The sequence below is a fragment of the Autumnicola psychrophila genome (assembly GCF_031846645.1).
Lineage (GTDB): Bacteria > Bacteroidota > Bacteroidia > Flavobacteriales > Flavobacteriaceae > Autumnicola > Autumnicola psychrophila.
Map to the genome: position 1 here is coordinate 1 of NZ_JAVRHN010000001.1, position 24434 is coordinate 24434.

Sequence of the window (24434 nt, forward strand, 5' to 3'; positions counted from 1 at the left end):
CTTTTAGTTCCCATTTTAAATCAAATCGAATCAAATAAAAGGATTCCCCAAAACCTAAAAAACCGCGCTAATCATAAGATTTGCGCGGTTTTGGTGCTAATTGACATTAGCTTTAGTGACCTTGCCAGGATTCAAACTTCCTTCTGTTTTTCTAATTGCGGCAGGGGAAACAGCTGCTAATGATTTAAAGGTAACCTTTCAATTATCTTTAAATTTGAACTTTTTTGGTCCTGATTGACTTCATTTCAATAAAAGTACGCATTTTTATAATGACAAAATATTGGTTTCATAAAAGGATTAGACTTTTCCAAAAGAAACTGAATTTTACGTCATTGACAGCTTTATAACTTGTTTAAAACTTGTTCTTCTAAAATATTTATCTACCCATCCAGCCACCATCTACGGTAAGGATCGCTCCGCTCATATAATCGCTGGCTTTGGAAGCCAGAAAAATAATAGGGCCGTGAAAATCTTCCGGCTCTCCCCATCTTCCTGCAGGAATCCGCGATAAAATAGTTTCGCTCCGCTCTTCATTATCGCGCAAAGCCTGGGTATTATCGGTAGCGATATATCCGGGCGCAATAGCATTTACCTGCACGCCTTTGGACGCCCATTCGTTGGAAAAAGCCATGGTAAGCTGCCCGATGGCACCCTTGGAAGCGGCATAGCCGGGAACGGTAATCCCACCCTGGAAGGTAAGTAATGAGGCCGTAAATATTACTTTCCCACTACCCCTTTTAATCATTTCCTTTCCAAACTCCCGGGTGAGGATAAATTGAGAATTTTGATTCACCTCTATCACTTTATCCCAATATTCATCGGGATGCTCTGCAGCAGGTTTGCGCATAATGGTTCCCGCATTGTTGACTAAAATATCAATTTTCGGATGTTCCGATTTTACTTTTTCTGTAAAGGCGTAGAGGGACTTCCTATCGGAAAAATCACATTGGTAGCCCTGGAATTTGCGGCCTTTAGCCTGTACCGCTTTTTCGATTTCTGAACCTTCGGTTTCTAAACTTGCTGAGACGCCTAAAATATCAGCTCCGGCTTCTGCCAAAGCTTCGGCCATCGCAAATCCGATTCCGCGCTTACAACCGGTAACCAGTGCTGTTTTTCCCTCTAAATTAAATAAATCCATATATGTTTTATTTCAATTCGTCAACCGCTACTTTATCCATATCGCCATAGTCCAGGTTCTCCCCGGCCATACCCCAGATAAAAATATAATTAGAAGTTCCCGCCCCGGCGTGAATAGACCATTCCGGTGACAGCACTGCCTGGTGGTTTTTCATAAAAATATGCCTGGTTTCATCAGGTTGCCCCATATAATGGCTGATGGTTTGCCCTTCTTCCAGATCGAAATAAAAATAGGCCTCCATTCTCCTGGTATGGGTATGTGGTGGCATGGTATTCCAAATGTTTCCTTCCACAAGCTCGGTCATTCCCATTTGCAGTTGGCAGGTTTCCACAATACTGTTTACAATCAGTTTATTTAAAATCCGCTTATTAGCATATTTCGCATCCCCAAGCTCAATGACCTCAGCATCTTCCTTACCTACTTTCTTCGTAGGATAGGCATGGTGCGCGGGAGCGGAATTGAGGTAGAAATAAGGCTGCTCGTTTCCTGATTTCTCAAAAACAACTTCTTTCTTCCCCTGCCCTACATAAAGAGCTTCCTTATAGGCCAGCTCATAAACTTCTCCATCCACAGTCACTTTTCCGGCACCACCAACATTGATGATCCCGAGTTCCCTGCGGTCCAGGAAATTTTCTGATTTTAAATCGTCTATAGTCTCCAATTTTACAGCTTTATCTAGGGGGAAAGCTCCTCCAACAATAAAGCGGTCGTACATGGAATAAGTAAGGTTAATCTTGTTATTTCTGAAGAGTTCCGGGATTAAAAAATGCTCCCGTAGCTCTTTTGTAGTATATCTTTTTACATCCTCCGGATGGTGTGCGTATCTAAATTCTGAATTGGTCATAATAGATTATTTATCGTCTAAGGACTAAGTTGGCCAAATATGTTTAATAACGGTATAATTTATATGGCTAAGGCTATAAAATATAGTTAACTCTTTTATGCCTTAAACTTCAAGTATTCCTGTTTAAGTACCCTATTTCTAAAAAGGATACTATTTAGTATCTTCTTTATTAAATTTTGCTATCCAATTTTATCATTATTATATTCATTTAAGCATTTGATATTCAATCTCTTCCAAAGATTTCCCTTTAGTTTCGGGCATCATAAGGTGAACAAATAATAATTGCAGAATCATAACACCTGCAAAAATGAAAAACAGCATCCATGGCTGCATGACGTCAAGTAAAACGGAACCAAAGAGAGTTACTAATGCCGCAAAAACCCAATGGGTGCCGCTTCCCCATGCTTGTCCGAATGCACGTATTTTGTTGGGAAAAATTTCTGAAATAAATACCCAGATTACCGCCCCCTGTCCAACTGCATGAGAAGCAATAAATGTGAGGATAAATATTAATTTAAGAATAGCGGAAGAATCTGTAAAAAATAGATAGCTTACCATCCCGAGACTAATGATATAACCAAAAGAACCAATATACATTAACTGCTTTCTACCAACCCGGTCTATTAGATAAACTCCTACAAAAGTAAAAAAAAGATTTACTACTCCAATAGCAATGGAGCTAAAGAGGGAATCCTCTGTTCCAAACCCTGCTTTTTCAAGAATTTCCGGCGCATAATATAGAATGAAATTAATACCCGACAATTGATTGAAGAATGCTATTAGAAATGCCAAAATTAGGGGAAATTTATACCGCTTAGAAAATAGAACTGCTTTTTTATCTTTATTGGATTCATAATCTTTTTCTATACTCTTTAATGTTTGCCGGGCCATTTCCAAAGAGGTTGTCTTTGTCAATACTTCCAGAGCTTCCTTTGGTTTATTTTGATGCAGGTAAAGCCATCGTGGACTTTTTGGAACGCCGAAAACCAAAATTGTATAAAGAATTGCCGGTATAGCCTCCACACCAAGCATCCACCTCCAATCATTATCCCCGCCTACTCCTTCCAGTAAATAATTACTTAAATAAGCGATTAATATTCCAAATACAATATTGAACTGGTATAAAGATCCAAGGGTTCCCCTATTTTTTGGGTTGGAGATTTCAGATATATAAGTAGGTGCCGCAATCGAAGAAATCCCAACCCCGAGTCCTCCAATAAATCGGAAAAAAGAGAAAGTGTAAGGATCAGGGGCCACTCCAGAGCCCATTGCCGAAACAAAGTAAAGAATTCCAATGGCGATTAAGGTATTTTTTCTGCCGAATTTATCTGTAGGGATCCCGGCAAACAAAGCCCCCACAACTGTTCCCCATAGAGCCATTGACATTATAAAGGTCCCATGAAACCAACTGGAAGTATTCCACAATTCTTTAATAGGTAAATTTGCACCCGATATAACTACGGTGTCAAAACCAAACAGAAACCCGGCCATCGCCACGGTAATCGAATAATATAATAGTCGCTTGTTCACTCTTTCAGATTCTTTGTTAAATTAAAAAATTTTATCCGTTACTGTGCTGAACCACTTCATTTTGAGCGGCCATTTTAGCATTAATCTTTTTTAGCCTGCTCACGGCTTCTGCATAATAATAATCGGCATAAATAATAGAATAATCTATCTCACTGCCGCTTGGAAAATGCCCTGTAGAATGAAGAAGTGCAGCGGAATTTTCTTGTCCGCTCTGATAATTTTTTGAAAGTTCTGCCATTATAGCCTTCGCTTTGGACAAATATTCTGAAGATTTTTTCGGATCTTCCACATATTGTGATAATTCCAATAAGGCTGAAGCTACTACAGCTGCTGCTGAAGCGTCCCTTGGCGCATCCGGAATTTGAGGTGAATCAAAATCCCAATAAGGAATCAAGTCCTCAGGCAATCTTTCTAGATAAACATTAGTAACCTTTTTGGCAAAATCAAGATACTTTTTATCCCTGGTTTCACGGTACACCATCGTATAACCATAAATAGCCCAAGCCTGCCCCCGGGCCCAAAGACTATTATCAGCATAGCCCTGGTGTGTTACCTTTTTTATAGGCTCACCGGTTTCCCTATCATATACCACCACATGATAAGAGGTATAATCCGACCTGAAATGATTGGCCATAGTCACATCTGCATGGCTGACCGCCATATCATACAGGCTGCGCTCTCCACCATTTTTAGACGCCCAGAACAACAGCTCCAGGTTGATCATATTATCCATTATAGTATTATGTTGCGGCCATTCCATATTCGGAACTTCACGTGGCCAGGATAAAATGGTACCCACGTTGGGATTAAATAGAGTGGCCAGTGTATCTGCTGCTTTCAGGATCACATTTTTGTATTCCGGATTTTTTGTTAGCCTGTATCCATTCCCAAAGCTGTTAAAAACCTGAAACCCCAGATCGTGGTCTAATGCCTGTTCTACAGAAAGCGGGGTCAAATAGCCCGTATATTTATCTGCTGCCTTTTTCCACTTTTCATCCCCGGTTAATTCATAAATATACCAAAGTTCTCCAGGCCAGAATCCGCTAGTCCAATCCTTATAATTGACATATTGCCATTCTTTACTCCCTGAGGCAATATTTCTGGGAATTGATTTATTATCATCCGGAATGAGATTTAAAGCTTTTTCAGCCTGCTCTGCACAATAATTTATCTGCATCTGAATATCTATTTCGTTTGAAGAAGCCATTTTATCAGCATTCCTATTAGATCCACATGACATGGCAAAGGCAGCTATACCTACTACCGCTATTAGATTTACAACTCTTTTTTTCATACTTTAATTTTTAAATGATCCTTTTGATATATAAGCCTGCAGAGTTATTTGTTATCCCAATAGATTATGTATCTCTCCCCATGTATGTTGGCTATTGGAGACAGCGTAATACCTTGGTCTTTAATTAAAAAATTTAATTTATTTTCGCTGATACGTTCAATCTCCCTGGATAATCTGTTAATATTCAGATCTACCTTATTAGTCAGCTCAGTTGGTACTTTATAATCGTAGGTGTAATAATCGTTTCTCACGTCAGGATTGGAATATGGCGCCGGCTCAGTCATATTTTTAGTACCCATTCTACCTGCCAAAACAACCGGACCATATGTAAAGGCTAGTATATCGGGATCATTTGGTGTAGGAACAGCTTCTAACTCCATTCCAAAACTAATTTCAATTTTATCTCCATCTTTCCATTCTTCAGAAATTTGAATAAAACTTCCTTTTTTAGCATGAGAAGATTTCTTTTTACCGTTGATTCTAACAGTAGCGTCAGTAGCCCAACTAGGATAACGAACCTTTAAATTGATTTTTTTTGGTTCATTAGTTTCGATGGTTAATTGCGTAGTGTTTTCTCGTGGAAAATTATTCTCCTGTATAAGAGAGATTCCCTTTTCCTCCCAGTTTAATATGGAAGGTATAAACAGATTGACATACAAGCTTTCATCATCATGACTATAGATGAATTCACCATATTTGGCATGATTTTCAAATCCGGTACCAACGCAACACCAAAAAGATTCGTCCCGAGTACTATACACCTTATGCGCACCAGGAAGCATTGGTAAAAAATAGGCTGTATATCCTGTTACAGGATCCTGCTGTCCTAATATGTGGTTATACAGAGCTTTTTCATAATAATCCAAATACTTCACGGTAGGATTTTGAGCAAATAAATGCCTTGTTAACTTAAGCATATTATACACATTGCAGGACTCTCCCGTATAGCCAGTTAAATGTTCTGAAATTTTGTCTGATTCGAAGAATTTCTCTTTATCGCTATTACTTCCTGTAACAAAAGAATGATGTTCTACTACAGTATTCCAGAAGAAATCAGCAACTTCTAAATATTCATCATTGCCTCCTAATTCCGTAGCGCGTGCAAGACCAATAAGTTTTGGAATATAAGTATTGGCATGCATTTTATTGAGATTATCCTCCTTAGCTTTAAGAGGATCCAATACTTTGTCATCATAAAAATACTCTGCCAGCCATTTATGGTCCGGATTTTTTGTAATAGAGTACAAGGTGTAGAAAGAATCATTCATTCCTCCAAATTCATTGCGCAACATCAAAGCTCGCTGTTCTTCACTTAATGGCTTTAGTTTATTGTAAGCCCAGTTAGCCATACCTTTTACCACTTCTAATGCTTCCTTATTTCCGCTGTACAGGTATTGATCAATTAAGCCTGCAAATAACTTATGAAGTGTATACCAAGGTGCCCAAACTCTTTCACCACGAATATTTCGATTGATCAAATTTTCCGGGTAAGCGCTTAGATAACCAGTGTCTCCCAAAGTAATCTGAACTTCATGTAAGCCAGCGATCAGACTGTCTCCTTTTTTCTTAAAGTCTTCATTACCTGTTGAAGCATAAAATAAACCTAGACTGGAAAGCATGTGTCCTATGGCATGCCCTCTTAATTCACAATCCATCGATTCCCAGCCCCCTAATGGTTGGATTTCATAATGTCCTCCTTCATATCCACTATATACTCCGGCATTTGTCCGAAAACTGTGAAGTAATCGTTGAACCGGAAAAGACATAATCCACTCACTTTCCCTTTTCATGTTTTCCTTAAATCGGCTCTCTTTCAGCACCACATCAGATAAATCAAAAGCCTCGACTTCTACATTTTTGGTATCATTAAGCTGAAGTAATTTTTCATGTTGTCCTGGATAGTGGGATTGGCCAAATATTTGTAGTGAATTAAATATCAGCAATAATTGAAGTACCTTAAAAACTCTGTTCATAATCTCTTAATTAAAATTTAATATTTTATTTTTTCCCATATTACCTTCAACTTTTCCAATTGAATGAATACTGGTTTCTTTTGTTTGAGCACCAATAATAACAGGCATAGATGTTGCATTTATAAGCTCCAAGTTCTCAGTTAAAGCCTCTCCATATGGGGACATTGCTTCCCCGTGTTCAGGATGTTTATATCCAATAAGAATGGGCAATAGCTTCTCATATTTCTCATCATCTTTTTTCCTTAATCTTACCTTATTATTTTTTCCCTGTATGGTAGCGAGAGCATGAACTTTTTTGTCAGATTCTGATGGCATTACTGTAAGATCTACAGAAACGTTGCTTCCTTCCAGAAAAAGCAAAGGACCATATTTAGCGTCTCCCTTACAATTTTTAATTACGGCATCATCTCCCACCCAATAGGCACGCTCAGTTCCAATAGTGGTACAATTTTCCAGGTATACTCCATTATCAGTTCTTAATTCGAAACCACCTCTCATATTTTTGACCGTGCAGTTTTTAAACGTTACGTTCTTTATTCCTCCATAGGTTCTAAAACCATCTTCGGAAAGAGATTTCATATAGCCTGGGGTAACTACATATTCCCCTTCCCGGTTTGGAGTCCAGGTACGAAACTTTACATCATAGGCCGGCCCTGAAGTTTCTTCCAAAATATCATCAGTAGCACGCATTACCCCCTCTACATAGCAGTTTTCAAAATGAATGTTTTTCGCGTCTTTTTGAATGTAATAGCCGTGCCCAAAGGACCGCATATAAAGTTTACAGTCAAATAGCTTTGTATTACTACCTGTAATAAGAATACCGCTATGCTTCTGGTGACTAATTACATCTGGACCTCCCTTTCCAAAAAGATCACCATATCCATAGGGAAAGGAACCTTTCACCACTAACATAGCTTCCTTTAAGGTGTTACCTTCACCTGCAATAGTAAAGGCTGATCCACCAGGAGAAGTTCCTTCTCCTTTATAGACCAAGTTTAAGCCTTCAATAAAGTTGCTATTCCCTAAAACTAAAAATTCACTATTATGAATAGGAGCATTGTACATGGTCCGGATTTCGGTATCTATCTCAATAGTGACCCCGCTGAGATCGAATACATTGTTGTCTCCCGAAAAGGTCAAAAACTGAAAATTCCCTGCCTTCTTCCTTTTTTGAATTGAATCGGTCGTTAGATAATCACCTAGTTTATACAAGCCAGGTTCCATCCGCACAGTATTACCACTTTTCCCCGCATAATGGGTCAGTTCCTGAAGGCTGGAGATCTCGATCTCCTGAGCTTCCAGTAAAAAGGGAAAAAATAAAAACACGATTAAAAATTGGAATATTGACCATGGTTTATTTGAATCTTTCATTTTAATTATCTTTTCATAATTTTATTTCAACTTCCTGCAGGTATTGAGAATTCTCATTTTCTACAATATCTTTTTTGGTAGTTTTTTAAAATTTTTCTGATTATTTCGGCTGAGTTTTTCTAAATGTACTGCTGCACCACCACTTGCTTTTAGATCAAATTTTAACACATCATCAGCACTAACTTTATATCTGAGAATATTCACCGCTGTTCGGCTTTTTACCTTCTCATCATCTACATAGATATGTGCTATATAATCCTGTTCTTTCTCGATAAAATCCAAAGGAATTTCCATCCTTCGACCATCATTATTGGTTATAGTCCCAATAAACCAGTCAGAACCAGACCTTCTTGCAACAGTAGCATATTCTCCAATCTTACCATTTATAACTTTGGTTTCATCCCATACCGTTTTTACCTTGTCAAAAAATTCTATTTCCTTTTCTCCCTGATAGTGCGATGGTGTATCATACCAGTACATATATTGAATTGGACTGTAGTAAACCGCAGCCAGTGCAAGCTGATGCGCATGAGTGGTTTGAATTCTATTATTGTAATAAGCGATAGTATAATCACCAGCTCCTGCAAGGTACCTCGTAAAGGGAAGTATAGTATTATGAGTGGCATCAGGCATTTCTTCATTCCCTCTAATTCCCTCCTGTGTCATTAAATTGGGATATGTACGGCTAAAGCCGGTAGGACGATATTCATCATGGATATCCACCATTAATTCATATTCCGCAGCTTTTTTAACCGCATCGTGCATCCAACGAGTCCAGTGATTAGATCCAACCTGGACAAAGCCGAATTTTATTCCTTTAAGTCCCCATTTCCTATAAATGGAAAAAAGAGTATCCAGATTCTGTTTGGCAAGGGCCCTTTGGTTAACATAGACAAATACACCTATACCTTTCTGAGCACCATAGTATATAACTTCCTCTAAATCAAGATCTCTGTTTTCATCGATAGTAGTAGCATCAGAGCTAACCTTCATTTCTGGACCATACCATCCGGCATCAAAATGCACGTATTGCAAGTTCCTTACAGCTGCAAAATCAACAGCTGCTTTACCTTCCCCTGTTGTTAGATTTGATCTAAATGCCTTACCCGGCTTGATCCACCAGGTATCTTCAATTTGATTTTCAGGATTAAGATTCAGAATGATTTCATTATTCTCAAGCAGTTGTGCGGGATTTTCGGCAGCCATGAAGACACGCCAGGGGGTCGAGTATGGTGTAATTACATCAACCACATCATACATTGACGTTTCAAGGGTATTTGGCTCTTCTTCACTCAATTTAAATTTTGTTCGTGAATAGTCTACCATTCTGGCTTCTGTTAGAGATGCCACTAGCCCGTTTTCAAGTTTAAGGGTTAAGGGCCTTTCACTTTCATCCGGCCAGTTCTTTAAAGGTAAATATTCATATGGCCCCTGCGCCCAACGCTCATACCAGGCCATTGTTCCTTCAGGCAGAGCGAAATTAGTCTGCTCTCCGGTAATATGAAGGAAAAGTCCATTATTGGTTTCGGGAAAATGGTAACGGAAAGCGATTCCTTCATCATACGCTCTTACCACAATATCCATCTCATAAGTTCTTCTACGATCATATGATGTTCCTGCATGTCCCTCTTCTTCCTCAGATTCATCTTTTCCGTATTTCTCAAGGTGAAGAATCAATTCATTATAATTATTCCTAATCTGACTGTTTTCACCATACACAGGCTTCCAAATAGTATCCGTTTTAGATTTTGTTACATTTTTAAATTCGAGGTTGAAACTCCATATTTGGGTTGTATCATTGGTTATTGCTAAAGCAGATTCAAAAAGCTGATTTTCAATAAATACACCTAATTCAGACTCTAATATTACCGGCTTATTATTGTAATTAATCTGGTAATACATTTGTTTTTTATTAGGAGCAATTTCTTTTTGATAGAATTTAAAGTTAAAAGACCCATCCGGAGAACTAAGCTCCTGCTGGGAATCAGGAAGTATTTCCTGAGCCTTTAAGGGCATGCCGCATATCAGAAAAAATAAGACAGATTTAGTGAATATTGATAATTTCATATTTTCTTAATTAATTGGAATTTTCTGGACACAGGTTTTGCAGAGTTCCACTCTCCTTTTACTCCATATTGCCAGGCTATCACTTCCACTTCAACAGGAAATTGTGTTCTGGGAGGTAATTGGGTAAATATTAATTTACCATCAACCACATAAGCAGGTCCTTTCTTTACATAAAATTGTACAGGTAGTCCTGAACTTGCGAAAGCATTTAAAGCTATTGATTTTACACTCTCAAGCTGATCTGGAATTTCTGTAAATTCGATTTTCTGTGAGTTTCCTGTATCGTTTATAAGCGGAAAACGTACTTGAATTTGTTGAACGGCACTTTTATAAATACTATCACCTTCGTTATTGGCCAGGAGCCAAATATCATTGCTTCGCTTTTTATTACTGAATCCCAATTTGTCAAAATGAATTTGAAAAATAGAGTCATTAATTTTCTTTACCGGCCCTGTAATCTTATCTATTTTAATTTTTGTTGAAGCATGATTGAAGACTTCAGAAGTTCTGGTTGAATCTGAAAAAAAAGCATTTATTCCAAAACTAATTCCATCTTCCATTGGAATAAATTCTAATTGATAATTAGCATGAGACTCTTTTGGTTTAATGATTTCACCATTGTACTTAATGCCCAGAAACTGCTTTTTTTTACCTCTTGCCTTATTATAATATTTTTCAGTTTCATTGGCCATTTCTTTATCAAAAGCCCAGGAAGCAGTTGCTTTATTTCCTTTGAATTGAGCGTAAGTGGCCGATTTTGCTATCGGGAGACTGTCCTTTCGCCACCGGTCCATTAGCCATCCATCCTCAGGATTAATCGATTTTAATTCTTCATTTCCCAATCGATATTCTGAAGCTTTCTCAATATAATCTGCAACATAATTTACGAGCATATCTGAATAATCAAAATGCCCATGACCGGCATCTGCAAACCAGGTGATCACACTTCCAGGATTTTCCTGCTGAAACCTAAATCCGGGTTTTATTCGATCTTCCCACCATTCAAATTCACCCATAATAAACAGCCCGGGAATCCCATCAATATTTTTATTTTCCCAGTCAACATTTTCACCTCCGTAGCCTGTTAATGTTGTTTGAGGAGCATCTCCGTGAATTGAAATTATCGTCAGGGTTCTTTCAGGAAATGCTACGGCAAAATTCCAGGGAAAGGTCGCCAGTGCTGAATGTCCCAGGGGAATGACAGGAACCGATTCAAGCTCGGTATAACCAGATTTTCTAGCCAATTTCCTCATAAGCTTTTTAAACAAGTCGGGATCTTGTGAATGGAAATCGAACTTTTGAGAAAAGATAGGCGTAACCCATATTTCAGCAAAATCCAGTTCCCTCATTTTATTTCGAAAATCAGGATGCTCCAGAACTCCTTCTTCAATCATATTATTCTGAGCAAGTACAACTCCTTTCACTTTTTCACATCCTTGAGGAATATATAAGAAAGCTTCGGGCGGTTCATTAGTTTCAGGAGAAATAAATCCGTCCAGGGTAACACTCCACTGCCAGACTCTGTTGTTAATATTTTTATTATCTGATGATGCAGTATTTTTAACTGATTGCCCCCCCTGGCAAGACAACAGAAAAAGAAAACTAATATATTTAAAGATAAAACTACTCATTGGCTGTAACTTTAAACCAGTTAAAATCTGCATATCCTCCCATTCGTACATCTTCTTCACTTACGCTGAAGATTCCCATTTTGGCACCAATCCAAAGATCCCGTTCGGCTTTAAAAGATTCTCCTATTGAGGTGAAATCCTCACCATTTTCACTGTAGCTAAAATGGCAAATAGCATCGGGAGCATTTACTTTCATCTGCAAATAAACATCATTGGACTCCAGGATTTTTTCTTCAATTATTTTCTCAGGATTCCCTTCATTGGCCTCTTTTGTTATTACCTGTTGCACCCAATACTTCCCATCGTGATAGGAGATCCCCACATAGGCATATGAGCGCCCCATCATAATAAGCCCTGCAGTTTTACCGGGAGTATCCCATTCGGTGGTAAGTTTGACTTTTGTTGTTGCTGTAAAATTGGGAGCCGGAAGCTTCTGCATTAAAATATTAGGCATGTTCCACATGTTAGGCTCTTCCTTTTTACCTATAGAGAACAGTCTTAAATAATCTGTTCCGGGTATTTGCGCACTCCATTTAACAGAAGGATTGGCATACCATTGCCACTGCAATCCAGGTTTTCCATCCTGAAAACTATCATTTGCTGAGGGAATTTTTACTTCCTGTTTTTGCACAGGTTTTTCAAAAGTCGACACAGGTTCTCCAATACCATTCCCATCAAAGTCTTTCCCCATTTGCGGCCAGCCATTTTCCCATTTCATTGGCTGAAGCATTAGAACACGGCCGTAAACCCCCTCATCCTGAAAATGTACAAACCATGAATCTCCATCGGGCGCAGTTACCCAGGCCCCCTGATGTGGACCATTTATACCTGTACTTCCCTGTTCCAACACAATTTTTTCTTCGTAAGGCCCGTAAATATCCTTGGAGCGCATAGCCAGCTGCCAACCTTGTTCTACACCACCGGCCGGGGCAAAAATCCAATAATATTCACCTCTTTTATATAGTTTAGGTCCTTCTACCGTATGATGCCGTCCGTGCCCATCGAATACATTTTTACCTTCAGTAAGCACCTTAGTACCTTCAAGATTAATTTCTCTTAAGATCAGTATACAGTTTATGCCAGCACGACTACCTGCCCAGGCATGAACGAGATAGGCTTTATCTCCCTCCCAAAGTGGACTTGGATCAATAATTCCTTTTCCTTCCAGTACATGAACTGGATCAGACCATTCCCCATAAGGGTCATCGGTCTTTACCATGAAAACACCAAAATCGGGATCTCCCCAATAAATGTAGTATTCATTATTATGGTACCTAATGGTAGGAGCCCAGACTCCCTTACTATGTTGGGGTTTGTTATAGACATCCTCCGGAACTAGTTTATCTACCGCATAATTGATTATTTCCCAGTTAACAAGGTCTTTTGAGTGTAGAATGGGTAAGCCGGGAGTAGCATTAAAGCTACTTGCAGTCATAAAAAAGTCATCTCCTACCCGAATCACATCGGGATCGGAATAATCTGAATATAGAATGGGATTTGTATAAGTACCATCTTCCTGATCTGATTGCCACACTTTATTCTCTTGAGAAAATCCTAAATATCTTCCAACGAGTATAACGGTTAGCAATATTATTAGAGTTTTAATATTCATTTTTTATACTTTCTCGGTGTATTATTCAGTAATTACCACTTCTAACGGACTCGATATAATTCTTGATTGCTTCTTTACTAACTCTTGCCAGTTTTCGAGAGTCTTGATCTGATCGCTTTTTTCCCATCCGAAACCTGCATAATAGGTTATCTTATCCCGGGGTTGAGTAAGGATTAATAAATTGCTTTGGTCCTGCACTTTACTTACTGCAGCGAAAGAGGAATCAATAATTTTTGGGTTTAGTACCAAAGCCTGTCCAACATATGAACTGTCAATAACTTCCCAGTGTACAACCCAACCCTCTTCCGGATTCAATTCATATTTCCCTTCATTTTCATGTAAAGTGATTCCGACAGCATAATTAGGAAGGGAATCTTCCGCTGATAGGTCAACCTCAAATTTTGAAAAATTTGTACCCAGATCCAGGGTAATGCGTTTTGTTTCGGTAACATTATAAGGGCTCCACTCTGCATAATCCAATTCAAATACCGTTCGTAAAGGTCCATCGGCAATGGTTCTATAATCAGTATAATTTTGAGAAACATATAGACTGTCATCTTCCCACACTCCGCTTCCACCGGTACCACGGCTTCCGCCTACGTGATAAGGATCGTAGCCTTCTCCATGATCTATATGGTAATAACCGGGATTTTTTAAATGTTCTGCATACCACTTATCAATAATAGCTTTTTCTGTTCTCTTTAACCAAAGATCAATTCCGCTGGAAAGCGTACTTCCCGGAACCCCTTCCAAAGCCTCCTTTTGGCCGGTTGGACCATAAGTTCTGAAGGCTACTTTATCATTTTCCCAGGTATAATCGTCGGTACGCTCAGGTACAAAACGGGAATAGGCGATAACGTCACTTTCCGGAGCAGATTTGGCACTATCCAATACAACCTCGTACTCTGCCATGGAACTGGCTTCGACTTCTGCTGGAAAAAGCAACTCATCAGGATTACCGTCCTGGTCATAATCTATCCACTGTGATCGTATATACTGTTCAGCATCTCTTTTCCTTATTCGAAGGTTATCCATTGATCTGCCTTTAAGAAAATTCTCAAGTTTTTCATAATCTATGGATACAACTTCATTTCGAGGAAAATCCAAGTCATTTGAAACTTCAATATTTAGCGCCTTATTTTCTGATTCCTGGTTACAACCTGCCAGTGAAACCATTACCGTAGCTATAATTAAAAATTTAAAATACTTATTCATTTTTTATTTTTTCTGAAATTTGATATTTTCCGTGTATTTGCCGATGTGTATATCTCCATCTTCAGCATTTAAGATCATATCCCCATTAATACTTAAATTCTCGATACTAACATTTTCAACCTGATACTCATCACTGAAACCTTCAATTAATGATGGGTTGGGACTAGGCCCGGTATAGGTAATATTTTTCAGCCTGATATTTTCAATATCACGACCGGGAGCGTGACTGTATTTTTTATTAAATAAAACTCGGAAGTTAAAGATTTGGCCTTCCTGAATATTATCAATTCTAATATCCTCATAGGTTATATTTCGGATAAGATTCTTATCACTACCAGTAATTGCCATCACACCCTGATAATTCCTGTCATCCTCATCCTGCTCGAGAACATCTATGTTTTTGAAAGAAATATTCTCAATCGTATCCCCCTGCTTTTCCGCATTACCGTGAAGGCCAATATTAGTAGGATGGGCTATATCTGCCCATAACATTGAATTCTTGATTTCATAATTTCTGGCACTCCCATAAAATTCCCATCGATGGGCATATATGGCAATACAATCATCAGAATTACGCATAAAGACGTCATCAATTGTAACATCTGAACAGGACATTAGATCAATTCCATCACTCCAACCATTGCTACTAAAAGATTTAATATTACTAATAGTTAAATCATCGGACTCTCCACCATAAATAGTATAATGCCTGGGGTTTATAAAAATAAGTCCGTCAACGGTTACATTGTTAGAATGTCTTATTTCCACCCCCCTTTCTGGCTGCATAATTATCCCCCGGCCCATGATCTTGACATCCTCAGCTTTATCTATTAAAAATTTAGCTTTAACAATCGCACCTCCGTCTACATATACAGTTTTTCCGGAAGGAATATTATAAACATCTCCAGGCTGATCTTGGGGTTGATGTACACCCGGACCAAAATATATTACATCCGGATCTTCGGGATTTGGCTTATTGGTTTCTATAGAATTTGCAAAAAGATGTAGATTATGAAGCTTGTCACCATTTATTTCTAAAGAGATCTTAGTTGGATTCTCTAAGGAAAAGGTAATTATTTGTCCTTCTGCCTCCGATTGAATCCCCCTACTTATTGGTCTTATTTTTGCTTCATGGATAAGGCCATTATTCTTTCGCACTTTGACTTCTACCCTCCCCTCAAAATCAAAATAAACCATAGATGCTTTTGATTTGCTATCCAGATCTACCTCTACTTCATACTCAAAAAGATCTTGCCATTCACCTCCATCTTCTCTTACCTGAACTGTAAAATCATCATTTTGCGCTGAATATTTATATCCTCCGGGAACGTCATAGATTACAAGGTCCTGGGACCATACTGATACTGTAAAAAGCAATATTATAACCGATAAAGAATATGTAGTAAACCTGTTCATGAAAAAGATTTGAATTTTTGAAAAGAAGATGAATTATATTTAAATTTTATCCTCTTAATATTATGTTCCTATATAAGCAGCAATTAGTGGCAGCATTAAAAACCTATATGTACTATTCAGATATTTCATTAATCTGTCGAAATTTTAATTTGCTGGTAAGGAAGCACCGGTAAATCGAATATTATCTGTTTGGTATCCTTGTTGTATTCGCCCTTATAGGTATTTCCTGCGTCATCTACAAAAATGGGATTCTTAAGTTCCTTTTTAGAAAACATAGTAAGCTTTACCGGGACATCTGAGGAAAAGAAAAATGTATTGTCTATCTTACTAAGCGAAGCGGCTCCATTTGAATGAATTGTCTTAATTCCATAATCCCCAGAAGTAATTTCACTTCCATTCCCTAAAAACAACGTAAAATCTCCCCCTTTTCTACTGACAATCCCGTATGTCCCTTTTAAGGACATATCTTCATATTTAAAAATATCCTCTTTCGAAATATTGGATAAAATAAAATCTTCCCTATCTGAAACACTTGTTACATGAATCCCAACTTTTTCAGCTTCTCCGAAATAATCAACTTTTTTAATACCGCTAGTGTTATTTTCTGCAGGTTCATAAATTACCACAAATGGTTGCGTCCAGGCTTGCCCATTCTGTCTGATTACCAGGGTTGGAACAGGCAGATCATTATATTTTTCAGGAATTGGTCCATGACGGAATGCGGTACTTTTAGGACCTTTTGCAGAAAATATTTCTCGATTGGAATCACCTTTGGCCCAGAAGTTCATATTGACAATCCTGTCCTCCAGATCAAAAGTAAATTTACCCTTAAGGTCATTAACAGTTTGAACTGAATTCTTATCCCACATGTAATCATAAGCCATAAGATCACCATCTCCAAATGCCATTTTGGAAGTTGGCTGCATATTCAGTTCCCCTCCGTCTGCCGTTTGAATTTCTATTGATTGCCCCAAATTATGGTAGAAATATTCATGTTTTATATCATTACCATTATTCTGTTTGGACCTGAATACATCGATATAATATCCACCATTTTCCGTTTCAATTATTCCCATAAGCCTACGTTGGTCGCTACTGGTCTCCGGTTCCAGAAAACTGACATCAGAGAAGGTGTACCCAGGCAAAATCCCCTGCTGCTCACCACTATCAGGATAATTCGAATTTAACCGGAATGGGTGGTTGCTTTTCATCTCCGGATACTTTGACCTTCCATTTACAATTACCGTATTATGTGCAGGGAATTGTGTGTAATACTCCGCATACTCTATGGAAAAATAACTGCTGCCGTGGCCCATTTCGGGAGCCAGGGGCATTCCCTTGCCATACAATTCCATGGCAATTCCATTGGAATGCATATGGTTCCCCAAAGAACCAATCTGGCTAATCATCAAGCTATTCCTACCTTCTCCACTTCTTTGTACCAGCCAGCTTGTATTTTGGGCATAGAAAAGCGGTGAAATGAAGTCATTCATTTTGCCAGCCCTAATTGTATCAGACACCTTCAATGGATCTTCCGCAAAAAGATCCTGAATATTTCTTCCCACAAATTCCCCGGAATAAACTTCTTTATCAAAAAATGTTTTGAGCATTTTTGTGAAGTAGATCTCCTCTTCCGGCTTATCGAATTTTCGAGCGTTTTCGATCATATACAGAGTTGGATCGGGATCAATTTTACTATAATGTCCATCACCAAAACCAACTTTAAATCCGTTAGGAAAAAGATATTGAACCGAGTTTTTGACTGCCTTTTTTAGAACCGGCACTTCTTCAATGAAATCAATATCAAAATTATGATCAAAGAATTCTGCAAAATGTATAAAATCATTGAGCACTGTGAGTGAATAACCCGGACTTTCATTCCATATCCCGGTTTCAGGATCATAACCATGTTCTACCAGTTTGGTCATAGACCATTGGCGAACACTGGTCTGATTCATAATCTGGTCCAGGTAATATTGCGCTCCTTTACCATCATCATATTCTGAATCATTTTCAAGCACTAGCGCTATCCTAGACACATGGCCAGCCTGAAATAAATTCCAGTTATTGAAACTTACTCCATTTTTAATGATCTGATCTGCCCATTTTTTCAAGGCATCACTATAAAGCTTTAAGTTTTCAGGGTGATTTTGTTTTACATAACCATATAAAAAATCATAAGCTTCCGTCACCTCAGCTACGTGATGTTCCTGAATCACTTCAAAAGAAGTAAGGCCTACCAGGGTTTGGTGGTGTCCATGGCTTAGATCTATAGGTTCATTCCTGTAATAAAGGCCTTTCAGATAAGTGTCCAGTACCCCATAAGCAAGTCTTGCATACTTCTCTTCTTGCGTAAACCAGTACATAAATGCTGCGTCACGGGAAATTTTTAGAATATCACGATTTATGGACTCCAGGTTTCGCGAGGTTGAAACAATAGAAGTCCATTCCATTTCACCGGTTTCCTTATTGATATAATATAAGCCTTTGGGATCGTCCATATAAGGCTTTATATCTTCTAAAGGAGGTCTGCTATAATTTGTAGTATGGTCCCTGGTTCCTGGGAATTTTACCGTTGGTACCGGCGCTTCCCCTTCCGCATGGTCAAAAACCCCTCCTCTAATGTATACATCTGTAGCTTTGGAGTTCCAGTACATTTGCAACCTTGAGTATAACCAGTCCGGCTCCTCTTCCGTGTATTTCAGGTACTTTGCTAATTTATCCTTTGTTCCTTCAACTATTTGCCTGGCGCAATCTTCATTTTTTATTAAGTGATGTAGCTCTTCCCTGCTCATTTCATTTCCATAGGCCCTGGGATGGTGATCTCCTATGTTTTCAGGAACAGGCAGTTGCGCCATTAATATTGATGGCATAAAAAGGATTGATATAATTTGGAAAACTTTTCGCATTATTTTTCTTTTACCAAGATTGCTGCTCCACTGGAAGCCGTTAGACTAAGTTCTTATTCTGAGCCTTTTTAAATAAGAAATTTTATTCAAATAACGTTACATTGAAGTGACAAGCTTATTCTTTTTATCTTTTGAAGAAGTATACCTCGTACGTAACATAACTTAGCATAACAGCTTCGGCTAGAATTACGTACAAGTTATTTTCCAATTCTTAGGTAAGTGGTAGAGCACTTGGCGAACCCCATCCATCCCAATCTCTTTTTTCATACATCCACCCCCATTTAGGTTTATCTTTAATGGCAAGAGCCCATTCAGACTGATGATTATCTAATTTGATATCAAAGCCAGATTTACTTATAACCTCCTTATTTTTATAGTCAATCGTGTAAAATATTTCACTTAATATCGAATCTAAAGTGACCTCAAAAAAAATATTTTTATCAGGAGAGCGAAGAGTAAAATTATCATTTTGAGCTTCTACATTGGCACAAATGATTAATGAGAAAATCAGTAATAACTTATTATATTTATTTCGCATTAATATTTAAAATTAAAATTTTTATAAAAAAGGGAAATCAGATTGCATTGGACTTAAGTTGAGGCACTTAAAATAATTCAATACCTTTGTATATTCTTATCTGGATTTTAAATGGAAAGCCAGAATATGACTAATTCTTTCTGGCCTTCCTTTTAAAATTTCATTATTCCAAAGTGTACATAAGTGTTCCGAATCCAAGTGAATCAAAACCTCCACTATTGGGTCCATAATCTCCACCGCCACCTTCTGTTCCATAAAAGTCGATTGCCTCTTTAATATAGTCCACATCTACTCCTTTTACTTTAGCGTAATGATAGTAGATGACAGACCAGATTGGACGTTCTCCTCCTCTTCCCTCACTACTAATCTCGGTATGATTAACATCATCACAATTATTATAGGGTTCGAAGGGTACATCTTGTTGAAGCACATTATACTTAGCTGTATATTCCGCACCCTTTAAAATACGATTATCCTGATAGCCAAATAAATCCACTCCCTGGTTATATGCCATTTGAGAAATTTCACCCATATAACCCACACATAATAAGCTGTGTCCCTGATCTCTACCACTTTCCTGCAATTGACCCAGATCTTCCTCTTCATGCACATAATAAACAGCTTTATTAAGATTTCCATTTCCGGCGCCGGTTTTTAAGTAATCTATGGCGAAATCAAATAATTCCTGGTCATCGGTTAATACTCCAATTGCTAATACTGAGGCAAGATTGACCAAATCCCAGTTTGCCCAATAATGACTTATACAAGTATCCCAATGAGTATCCAAAAATGCTTTATTTACTGAATAAAAAACTTCTTTCATCCATGTTTGGTAGGTTTTGAAATCTTCATCCTCCCAACCTTCGTAATCCCTTACTATTTCCGCGGCATTCGCAAATTGGTACCCATAGATTCCTGCTCCAAGTGCACGATTGGAATCACCCACCACCTCCTCGCAGGTTGCGGCCCAAGCATTTAGTATTTCCACAGCTTTATCAGCATACGCATCATCTCCACTTACTTTCCATCTTAAGCCAAGTTGATATGCGGCGGCGGCATCGTTCATAGCCCTATTATAATTGTCTGCCTCTGGAACTTCCCTTGAATTTCCTCCCCTTATTAATCTTTCGGTAGGATTTGGTGTATATGATAATTGTGAATGGGAATTAGCGGTCAACTTATTCCATCCTGATATCCAAGGTTCAGCCCCGGCTTCTACTTTTTCTTTAACTCTGGCAAAGTCTTCCTCAGTGTGTAATAATCCCGGATGTTCAAAGTTGGATTGTTCATCTGGATCGGGTTCAGGCTCCGGATCAGGATCTGTTTGCTCTTCCTGGCCAACAGGAGGAATATCTCTTATGAGTTTGATATTGTCATCTGCTGTACATGCTGAAGTGCATATGAAGCAAAAAATCATTAAAAAATTAAAAAATCGTATCATTATAGTTTGTTTTGATAAAGGGAACCCAGACGGACAATCAGGATTCCCAATTATGTTAATCCAAGAAATCATCTAATTCCTCCACACTGGAGAAGGTCCTTATCCAATCAATTTCATATCCTGTTTCCTCGGCAGAAGTGATATCGGCAATTTTCAGTTGGAATGACGCTAACTCCTGCGCTTCTGTAAATCCGCCTTCAACAGCGAGGTCGTAATAAATTACATTTTGACCCACAAAATCTGTTAAATATGCATTGTTCACAGCTCCCATAAATCTATCGAGTTTTATATTACCTGTTCCAGGTTCAGGCGCTCCCGTACCTGTAAAAGACATTTTAATTGCCAGGATCGGGAAGTCCGGGGAATATCTCCATATACCGGTAGGTTCACCTAATGGAAAAGTTCCTCCTTCCACGTACTTCAAATCAGCTCTGCGCTTATTAGTCCCCTCGAATTGAGAAGCATCAAATGAGACTTTCAATTTACCGTCTTCTATTACGTTTGTAGCGTTTTGCAATCCTACCCAATAATTTTCGGGATTTGGATCATCAAATTCATAGATGAGTTTTCCAGGTGGTAATTCTGCATAATTTTCAAGTGCTTCAAGGCTTTCAAAAGACTTTACCCATTCTACGGAATAGCCTTCTTCATCTGTTGTAATATCTGCTATTTTAAACTGAAGTGTAGTGAAATCTGTTACCTCATTTAATGGCAAATTATTATCTGAACCAAAGGTGTTTCTAAGGTCATAATAATAAATATCCCCCTGAATCACACCTTCCCAATTATTTGATCCACCTTTATAAGATCCAAAATTGGTATCTAAAATAAAGTTTCCGGATGAAGGCTTATTTATCCTAATTGCTAAAATAGGGAATGATCCCACCTGAATAGATGCGCCTTCTTCCAGTTTCAAATCAGCACGTCTTTTACTTCCTGCCCCAAATTGAGAGTCATCGAATTGCACATTAAAAGAACCACCTGATACTTCATAACTGGAATTATGAGTTGCTACCCAACCTTCTGCATTGCCATCTTGCTCAAATTCATAATCTAAGCCAATAAGAGGATAAGAGAAAGCTTGTGAACTCAAGGATTGTGTACCGATATTTACGTTTATTGGACCACTCATTCCTCCTTCCGGTACAATCACCTGAATCTCTGTATTAGTTCTCGAAACTACCTGCCCTTCTATATTTCCTCCAAAAAATACACTAACTGATTCATTTTCCAATTCGAAATTTTCACCGTAAATAGTCACAGTTTCTCCTGGTACTGCAGTGGACGGTGCGATTCTATCTATTTTTGCTGAAGGCATTAAGGTGAATTCAGTCGAGGTAGAATCGGTATTTGTCCAAACCTTAATTCTTATAACACCACTGGAAGCCCCAACCGGAACTTTTGTTATGATTTCAGTATCTTCAACACTTACTACTTCTCCTTCTGCTTCACCAAAGAACACAGTCACAGCGTCGGGATAGTAGCCAAAATCAGCACCGGAAATTGATATTTCTTCACTTATTCGTGCTTGGGTTGGTGAAAAACTTTCAACCTTAGGAGCTGGATAAGTATACTGCGTAAGTTCTTCGTTCTCACATGCCCCCAGTATTATTAATAATACTATAGACACAGGTAAAAAATCTTTGATTCGAAATTTATATGTTTTCATGTTAGCTATATTTTAGTATCCTGGATTTTGTACCAATTCCGGGTTTAGATTAATCTGGACAGCCGGTAATGGATAAAGGTAATTTGCAATAGTAAAGTTCCTGTTTGAAGAAGGATCAATTAGAACTGCATCCCGAATACCTTCTGCTGTTTCTACAGGAATTTCTCCATAGATGTACTCACTAGGATCATACAAAGCAGGATTACTTTCATAAATAGTTCCCTCTATCACAGTACCAACTATAGGGTCGTTTAGTTCTTCTTCAGCAATTCCCCATCTTTTCAGATCATTGTAACGATTATTTTCTCCAAATAATTCAATAGCCCTTTCTCTTCTAATCTCCTCAAGCATATCAAGGTTGTTCTCCGAGACCAGTGCATTCGTAAGGTTTGCTATACCGGCCCTATTTCGTAAACGATTGATCGACATATTTAGGTCTTCATCAGAGATATTACCATCTCTTTCATACAGGGCTTCCGCAAGAATTAAATAAACCTCTGCAAGACGTAGTTGAGGATAATTCATTGACTCCTCGTTAGCCGCTCTGTAAACCCCGTAATTATATGACCTAAATTTTCTGCCAAATATTCCCATAGGTGAACTAGTGCCACTGGAACCAGGTAAAACTACTGTGCCATCTTCCGGGATTCCAGCTCCAAAATAAGCCTCCATTCTATAATCACGATTTTCAAATTCATCTGAAGTTTCAAAATATCCCTGGAATAAAGGTGATTTTTCAATAGGTAAGCCATCTTGAGCCAAAAATAAATCCATCATTTTGCGGTTTGGTGCCAATCTATCGTAAACCGTATGGCTTACATTTGTACCTCCTTGTCTTAATGTAAAATCGTAGACACTTTGAATTATAAATTCACGGTTTGTTGATTTATCAAGGCCAGCTGGATTAGAACCTGCATCCTCAAGATTAAACAGGAACCAACTAGTAAGGTTATCCAATTCGTCATTATAATTCCAAAGTTCGTAGGCCCCACTTTGGATTACCGCTCGACTGAGATCAATGGCTTCGGATAGGTAATTATTAACATTATTACCTTCTGGACCTTCTGATCCTTCAAAATCTGTAGCTGTTCCTACATACTTCTCCCAGGTTGCTTCATATAATAACACTTTAGCCTCGAATGCCTGCGCTGCCTGCTTACTGATCTTTCCTTTATCATTCGACCCAATATTTTGTTCATTCGGAAGTCCGGTTATAGCTACATCAAGATCTTCAAGGATTTGTGCGACAACATCATATCTACTATCCCTTGCACCGTACAATTCCGGAGAATCCAAATCAAGCACTTCAGTTACAATTGGTACTCCACCAAAGCGTTGCAACAACACAAAATGGTTCCAGGCTCTGAAAAAGTGTGCCTCTGAGACATATCTTTGAATTTCAGCCTGATCACCTTCATACTCCTCTGCTTTTTCAATAATTATATTGTTATCTCTTATATAAGAATAAGTGGAGGACCAATATGGATCATTATTACTTACAGTAACAGATCCCCTACCCTCTGGTTGTGGCAATGCTGTAAGATCGGATCCAAAATCCATAAAATTAAAAATGTTACTTTCATTTGTAGGTCTCCAGCTAATCAACTGGATATAGAAATTGTTTGTCGCAGCATCAAAATGTTCCGGCTCTGAAAAATAAGCCGACTCGGTCACAGTATCCAGTGGCTCCAAATCCAAAAAATCTTCAGAACAACCAATTATACTGAATACCAGAATAATAATTGGTAAATTTTTTATTCTCTTCATAATCATATCATTAAATGAT

The 24434-nt window shown here is 38.2% G+C and carries 17 protein-coding genes; 1 reads left to right on the top strand and 16 read right to left on the bottom strand.

Translation table 11 applies throughout. From position 1 onward, the window contains the following. A partial coding sequence (locus tag RM541_RS00005; RefSeq protein ID WP_311498209.1) for a hypothetical protein occupies positions 1 to 180 on the top strand: 180 nt, incomplete at its 5' end. A gap of 196 nt (positions 181 to 376) precedes the next feature. Here RM541_RS00005 and RM541_RS00010 read toward each other — a convergent pair. The 16 genes from RM541_RS00010 to RM541_RS00085 form a co-directional block, all read right to left on the bottom strand. Then, entirely contained in the window at positions 377 to 1138 is a 762-nt protein-coding gene (locus RM541_RS00010; RefSeq protein WP_311498210.1) for an SDR family NAD(P)-dependent oxidoreductase, read from the bottom strand. 7 nt (positions 1139 to 1145) lie between these two features. Beyond that, on the bottom strand, positions 1146 to 1982 hold the full coding sequence (gene kduI / locus RM541_RS00015) for a 5-dehydro-4-deoxy-D-glucuronate isomerase (protein ID WP_311498211.1): 837 nt from the start codon (positions 1980 to 1982) through the stop codon (positions 1146 to 1148). Positions 1983 to 2186: 204 nt separating this feature from the next. Next, positions 2187 to 3512, bottom strand: coding sequence for a sugar porter family MFS transporter (locus tag RM541_RS00020; protein ID WP_311498212.1), 1326 nt, complete (start codon positions 3510 to 3512; stop codon positions 2187 to 2189). A 31-nt stretch (positions 3513 to 3543) separates the two neighbouring features. Then, entirely contained in the window at positions 3544 to 4806 is a 1263-nt protein-coding gene (locus tag RM541_RS00025; protein ID WP_311498213.1) for a glycoside hydrolase family 88 protein, read from the bottom strand. A 44-nt stretch (positions 4807 to 4850) separates the two neighbouring features. Then, positions 4851 to 6779, bottom strand: a complete 1929-nt coding sequence (locus RM541_RS00030; RefSeq protein ID WP_311498214.1) for a glycoside hydrolase family 127 protein — start codon at positions 6777 to 6779, stop codon at positions 4851 to 4853. Between the two features lie 6 nt (positions 6780 to 6785). Then, a complete protein-coding gene (locus tag RM541_RS00035) occupies positions 6786 to 8150 on the bottom strand; it encodes a right-handed parallel beta-helix repeat-containing protein (protein WP_311498215.1) in 1365 nt (454 codons plus the stop codon). A 60-nt stretch (positions 8151 to 8210) separates the two neighbouring features. Next, a complete protein-coding gene (locus tag RM541_RS00040; protein ID WP_311498216.1) occupies positions 8211 to 10217 on the bottom strand; it encodes a glycoside hydrolase family 97 protein in 2007 nt (668 codons plus the stop codon). Then, entirely contained in the window at positions 10214 to 11848 is a 1635-nt protein-coding gene (locus tag RM541_RS00045) for a hypothetical protein (RefSeq protein WP_311498217.1), read from the bottom strand. The genes RM541_RS00040 and RM541_RS00045 overlap by 4 nt, the downstream gene beginning before the upstream one ends. Continuing rightward, positions 11841 to 13460 carry a glycoside hydrolase family 43 protein gene (locus tag RM541_RS00050; protein WP_311498218.1) on the bottom strand — a complete coding sequence of 540 codons (1620 nt, stop codon included), beginning with the start codon at positions 13458 to 13460 and terminating at the stop codon, positions 11841 to 11843. Before RM541_RS00050 ends, RM541_RS00045 begins: the two co-directional genes overlap by 8 nt. 21 nt (positions 13461 to 13481) lie before the next feature. Then, the gene (locus RM541_RS00055; protein WP_311498219.1) at positions 13482 to 14675 is read right to left on the bottom strand and encodes a BT3233 family polysaccharide utilization protein; all 1194 of its coding nucleotides are present in this window, start codon (positions 14673 to 14675) and stop codon (positions 13482 to 13484) included. Between the two features lie 3 nt (positions 14676 to 14678). Beyond that, a complete protein-coding gene (locus tag RM541_RS00060) occupies positions 14679 to 16091 on the bottom strand; it encodes a glycosyl hydrolase family 28 protein (RefSeq protein ID WP_311498220.1) in 1413 nt (470 codons plus the stop codon). 128 nt (positions 16092 to 16219) lie between these two features. Next, positions 16220 to 18964, bottom strand: a complete 2745-nt coding sequence (locus RM541_RS00065; RefSeq protein WP_311498221.1) for an endo-acting ulvan lysase-like protein — start codon at positions 18962 to 18964, stop codon at positions 16220 to 16222. Positions 18965 to 19211: 247 nt separating this feature from the next. Further along, positions 19212 to 19538, bottom strand: a complete 327-nt coding sequence (locus tag RM541_RS00070) for a hypothetical protein (RefSeq protein ID WP_311498222.1) — start codon at positions 19536 to 19538, stop codon at positions 19212 to 19214. A 163-nt stretch (positions 19539 to 19701) separates the two neighbouring features. Next, on the bottom strand, positions 19702 to 20979 hold the full coding sequence (locus RM541_RS00075) for an alginate lyase family protein (RefSeq protein WP_311498223.1): 1278 nt from the start codon (positions 20977 to 20979) through the stop codon (positions 19702 to 19704). Positions 20980 to 21034: 55 nt separating this feature from the next. Next, on the bottom strand, positions 21035 to 22648 hold the full coding sequence (locus tag RM541_RS00080; RefSeq protein ID WP_311498224.1) for a DUF4979 domain-containing protein: 1614 nt from the start codon (positions 22646 to 22648) through the stop codon (positions 21035 to 21037). A gap of 12 nt (positions 22649 to 22660) precedes the next feature. Then, the gene (locus tag RM541_RS00085; protein ID WP_311498225.1) at positions 22661 to 24415 is read right to left on the bottom strand and encodes a RagB/SusD family nutrient uptake outer membrane protein; all 1755 of its coding nucleotides are present in this window, start codon (positions 24413 to 24415) and stop codon (positions 22661 to 22663) included. Positions 24416 to 24434 lie beyond the last annotated feature (19 nt).

What these genes read in the sequence shown, in the direction of transcription:
- RM541_RS00025 (WP_311498213.1), bottom strand. Translation starts at nt 4,806, where the DNA reads ATGAAAAAAAGAGTTGTAAATCTAATAGCGGTAGTAGGTATAGCTGCC.
- RM541_RS00035 (WP_311498215.1), bottom strand. Translation starts at nt 8,150, where the DNA reads ATGAAAGATTCAAATAAACCATGGTCAATATTCCAATTTTTAATCGTG.
- RM541_RS00070 (WP_311498222.1), bottom strand. Translation starts at nt 19,538, where the DNA reads ATGCGAAATAAATATAATAAGTTATTACTGATTTTCTCATTAATCATT.
- RM541_RS00085 (WP_311498225.1), bottom strand. Translation starts at nt 24,415, where the DNA reads ATGAAGAGAATAAAAAATTTACCAATTATTATTCTGGTATTCAGTATA.
- RM541_RS00080 (WP_311498224.1), bottom strand. Translation starts at nt 22,648, where the DNA reads ATGAAAACATATAAATTTCGAATCAAAGATTTTTTACCTGTGTCTATA.
- RM541_RS00010 (WP_311498210.1), bottom strand. Translation starts at nt 1,138, where the DNA reads ATGGATTTATTTAATTTAGAGGGAAAAACAGCACTGGTTACCGGTTGT.
- RM541_RS00055 (WP_311498219.1), bottom strand. Translation starts at nt 14,675, where the DNA reads ATGAATAAGTATTTTAAATTTTTAATTATAGCTACGGTAATGGTTTCA.
- RM541_RS00030 (WP_311498214.1), bottom strand. Translation starts at nt 6,779, where the DNA reads ATGAACAGAGTTTTTAAGGTACTTCAATTATTGCTGATATTTAATTCA.
- RM541_RS00045 (WP_311498217.1), bottom strand. Translation starts at nt 11,848, where the DNA reads ATGAGTAGTTTTATCTTTAAATATATTAGTTTTCTTTTTCTGTTGTCT.
- RM541_RS00050 (WP_311498218.1), bottom strand. Translation starts at nt 13,460, where the DNA reads ATGAATATTAAAACTCTAATAATATTGCTAACCGTTATACTCGTTGGA.
- RM541_RS00040 (WP_311498216.1), bottom strand. Translation starts at nt 10,217, where the DNA reads ATGAAATTATCAATATTCACTAAATCTGTCTTATTTTTTCTGATATGC.
- kduI (WP_311498211.1), bottom strand. Translation starts at nt 1,982, where the DNA reads ATGACCAATTCAGAATTTAGATACGCACACCATCCGGAGGATGTAAAA.
- RM541_RS00075 (WP_311498223.1), bottom strand. Translation starts at nt 20,979, where the DNA reads ATGATACGATTTTTTAATTTTTTAATGATTTTTTGCTTCATATGCACT.
- RM541_RS00060 (WP_311498220.1), bottom strand. Translation starts at nt 16,091, where the DNA reads ATGAACAGGTTTACTACATATTCTTTATCGGTTATAATATTGCTTTTT.
- RM541_RS00065 (WP_311498221.1), bottom strand. Translation starts at nt 18,964, where the DNA reads ATGCCATCAATATTAATGGCGCAACTGCCTGTTCCTGAAAACATAGGA.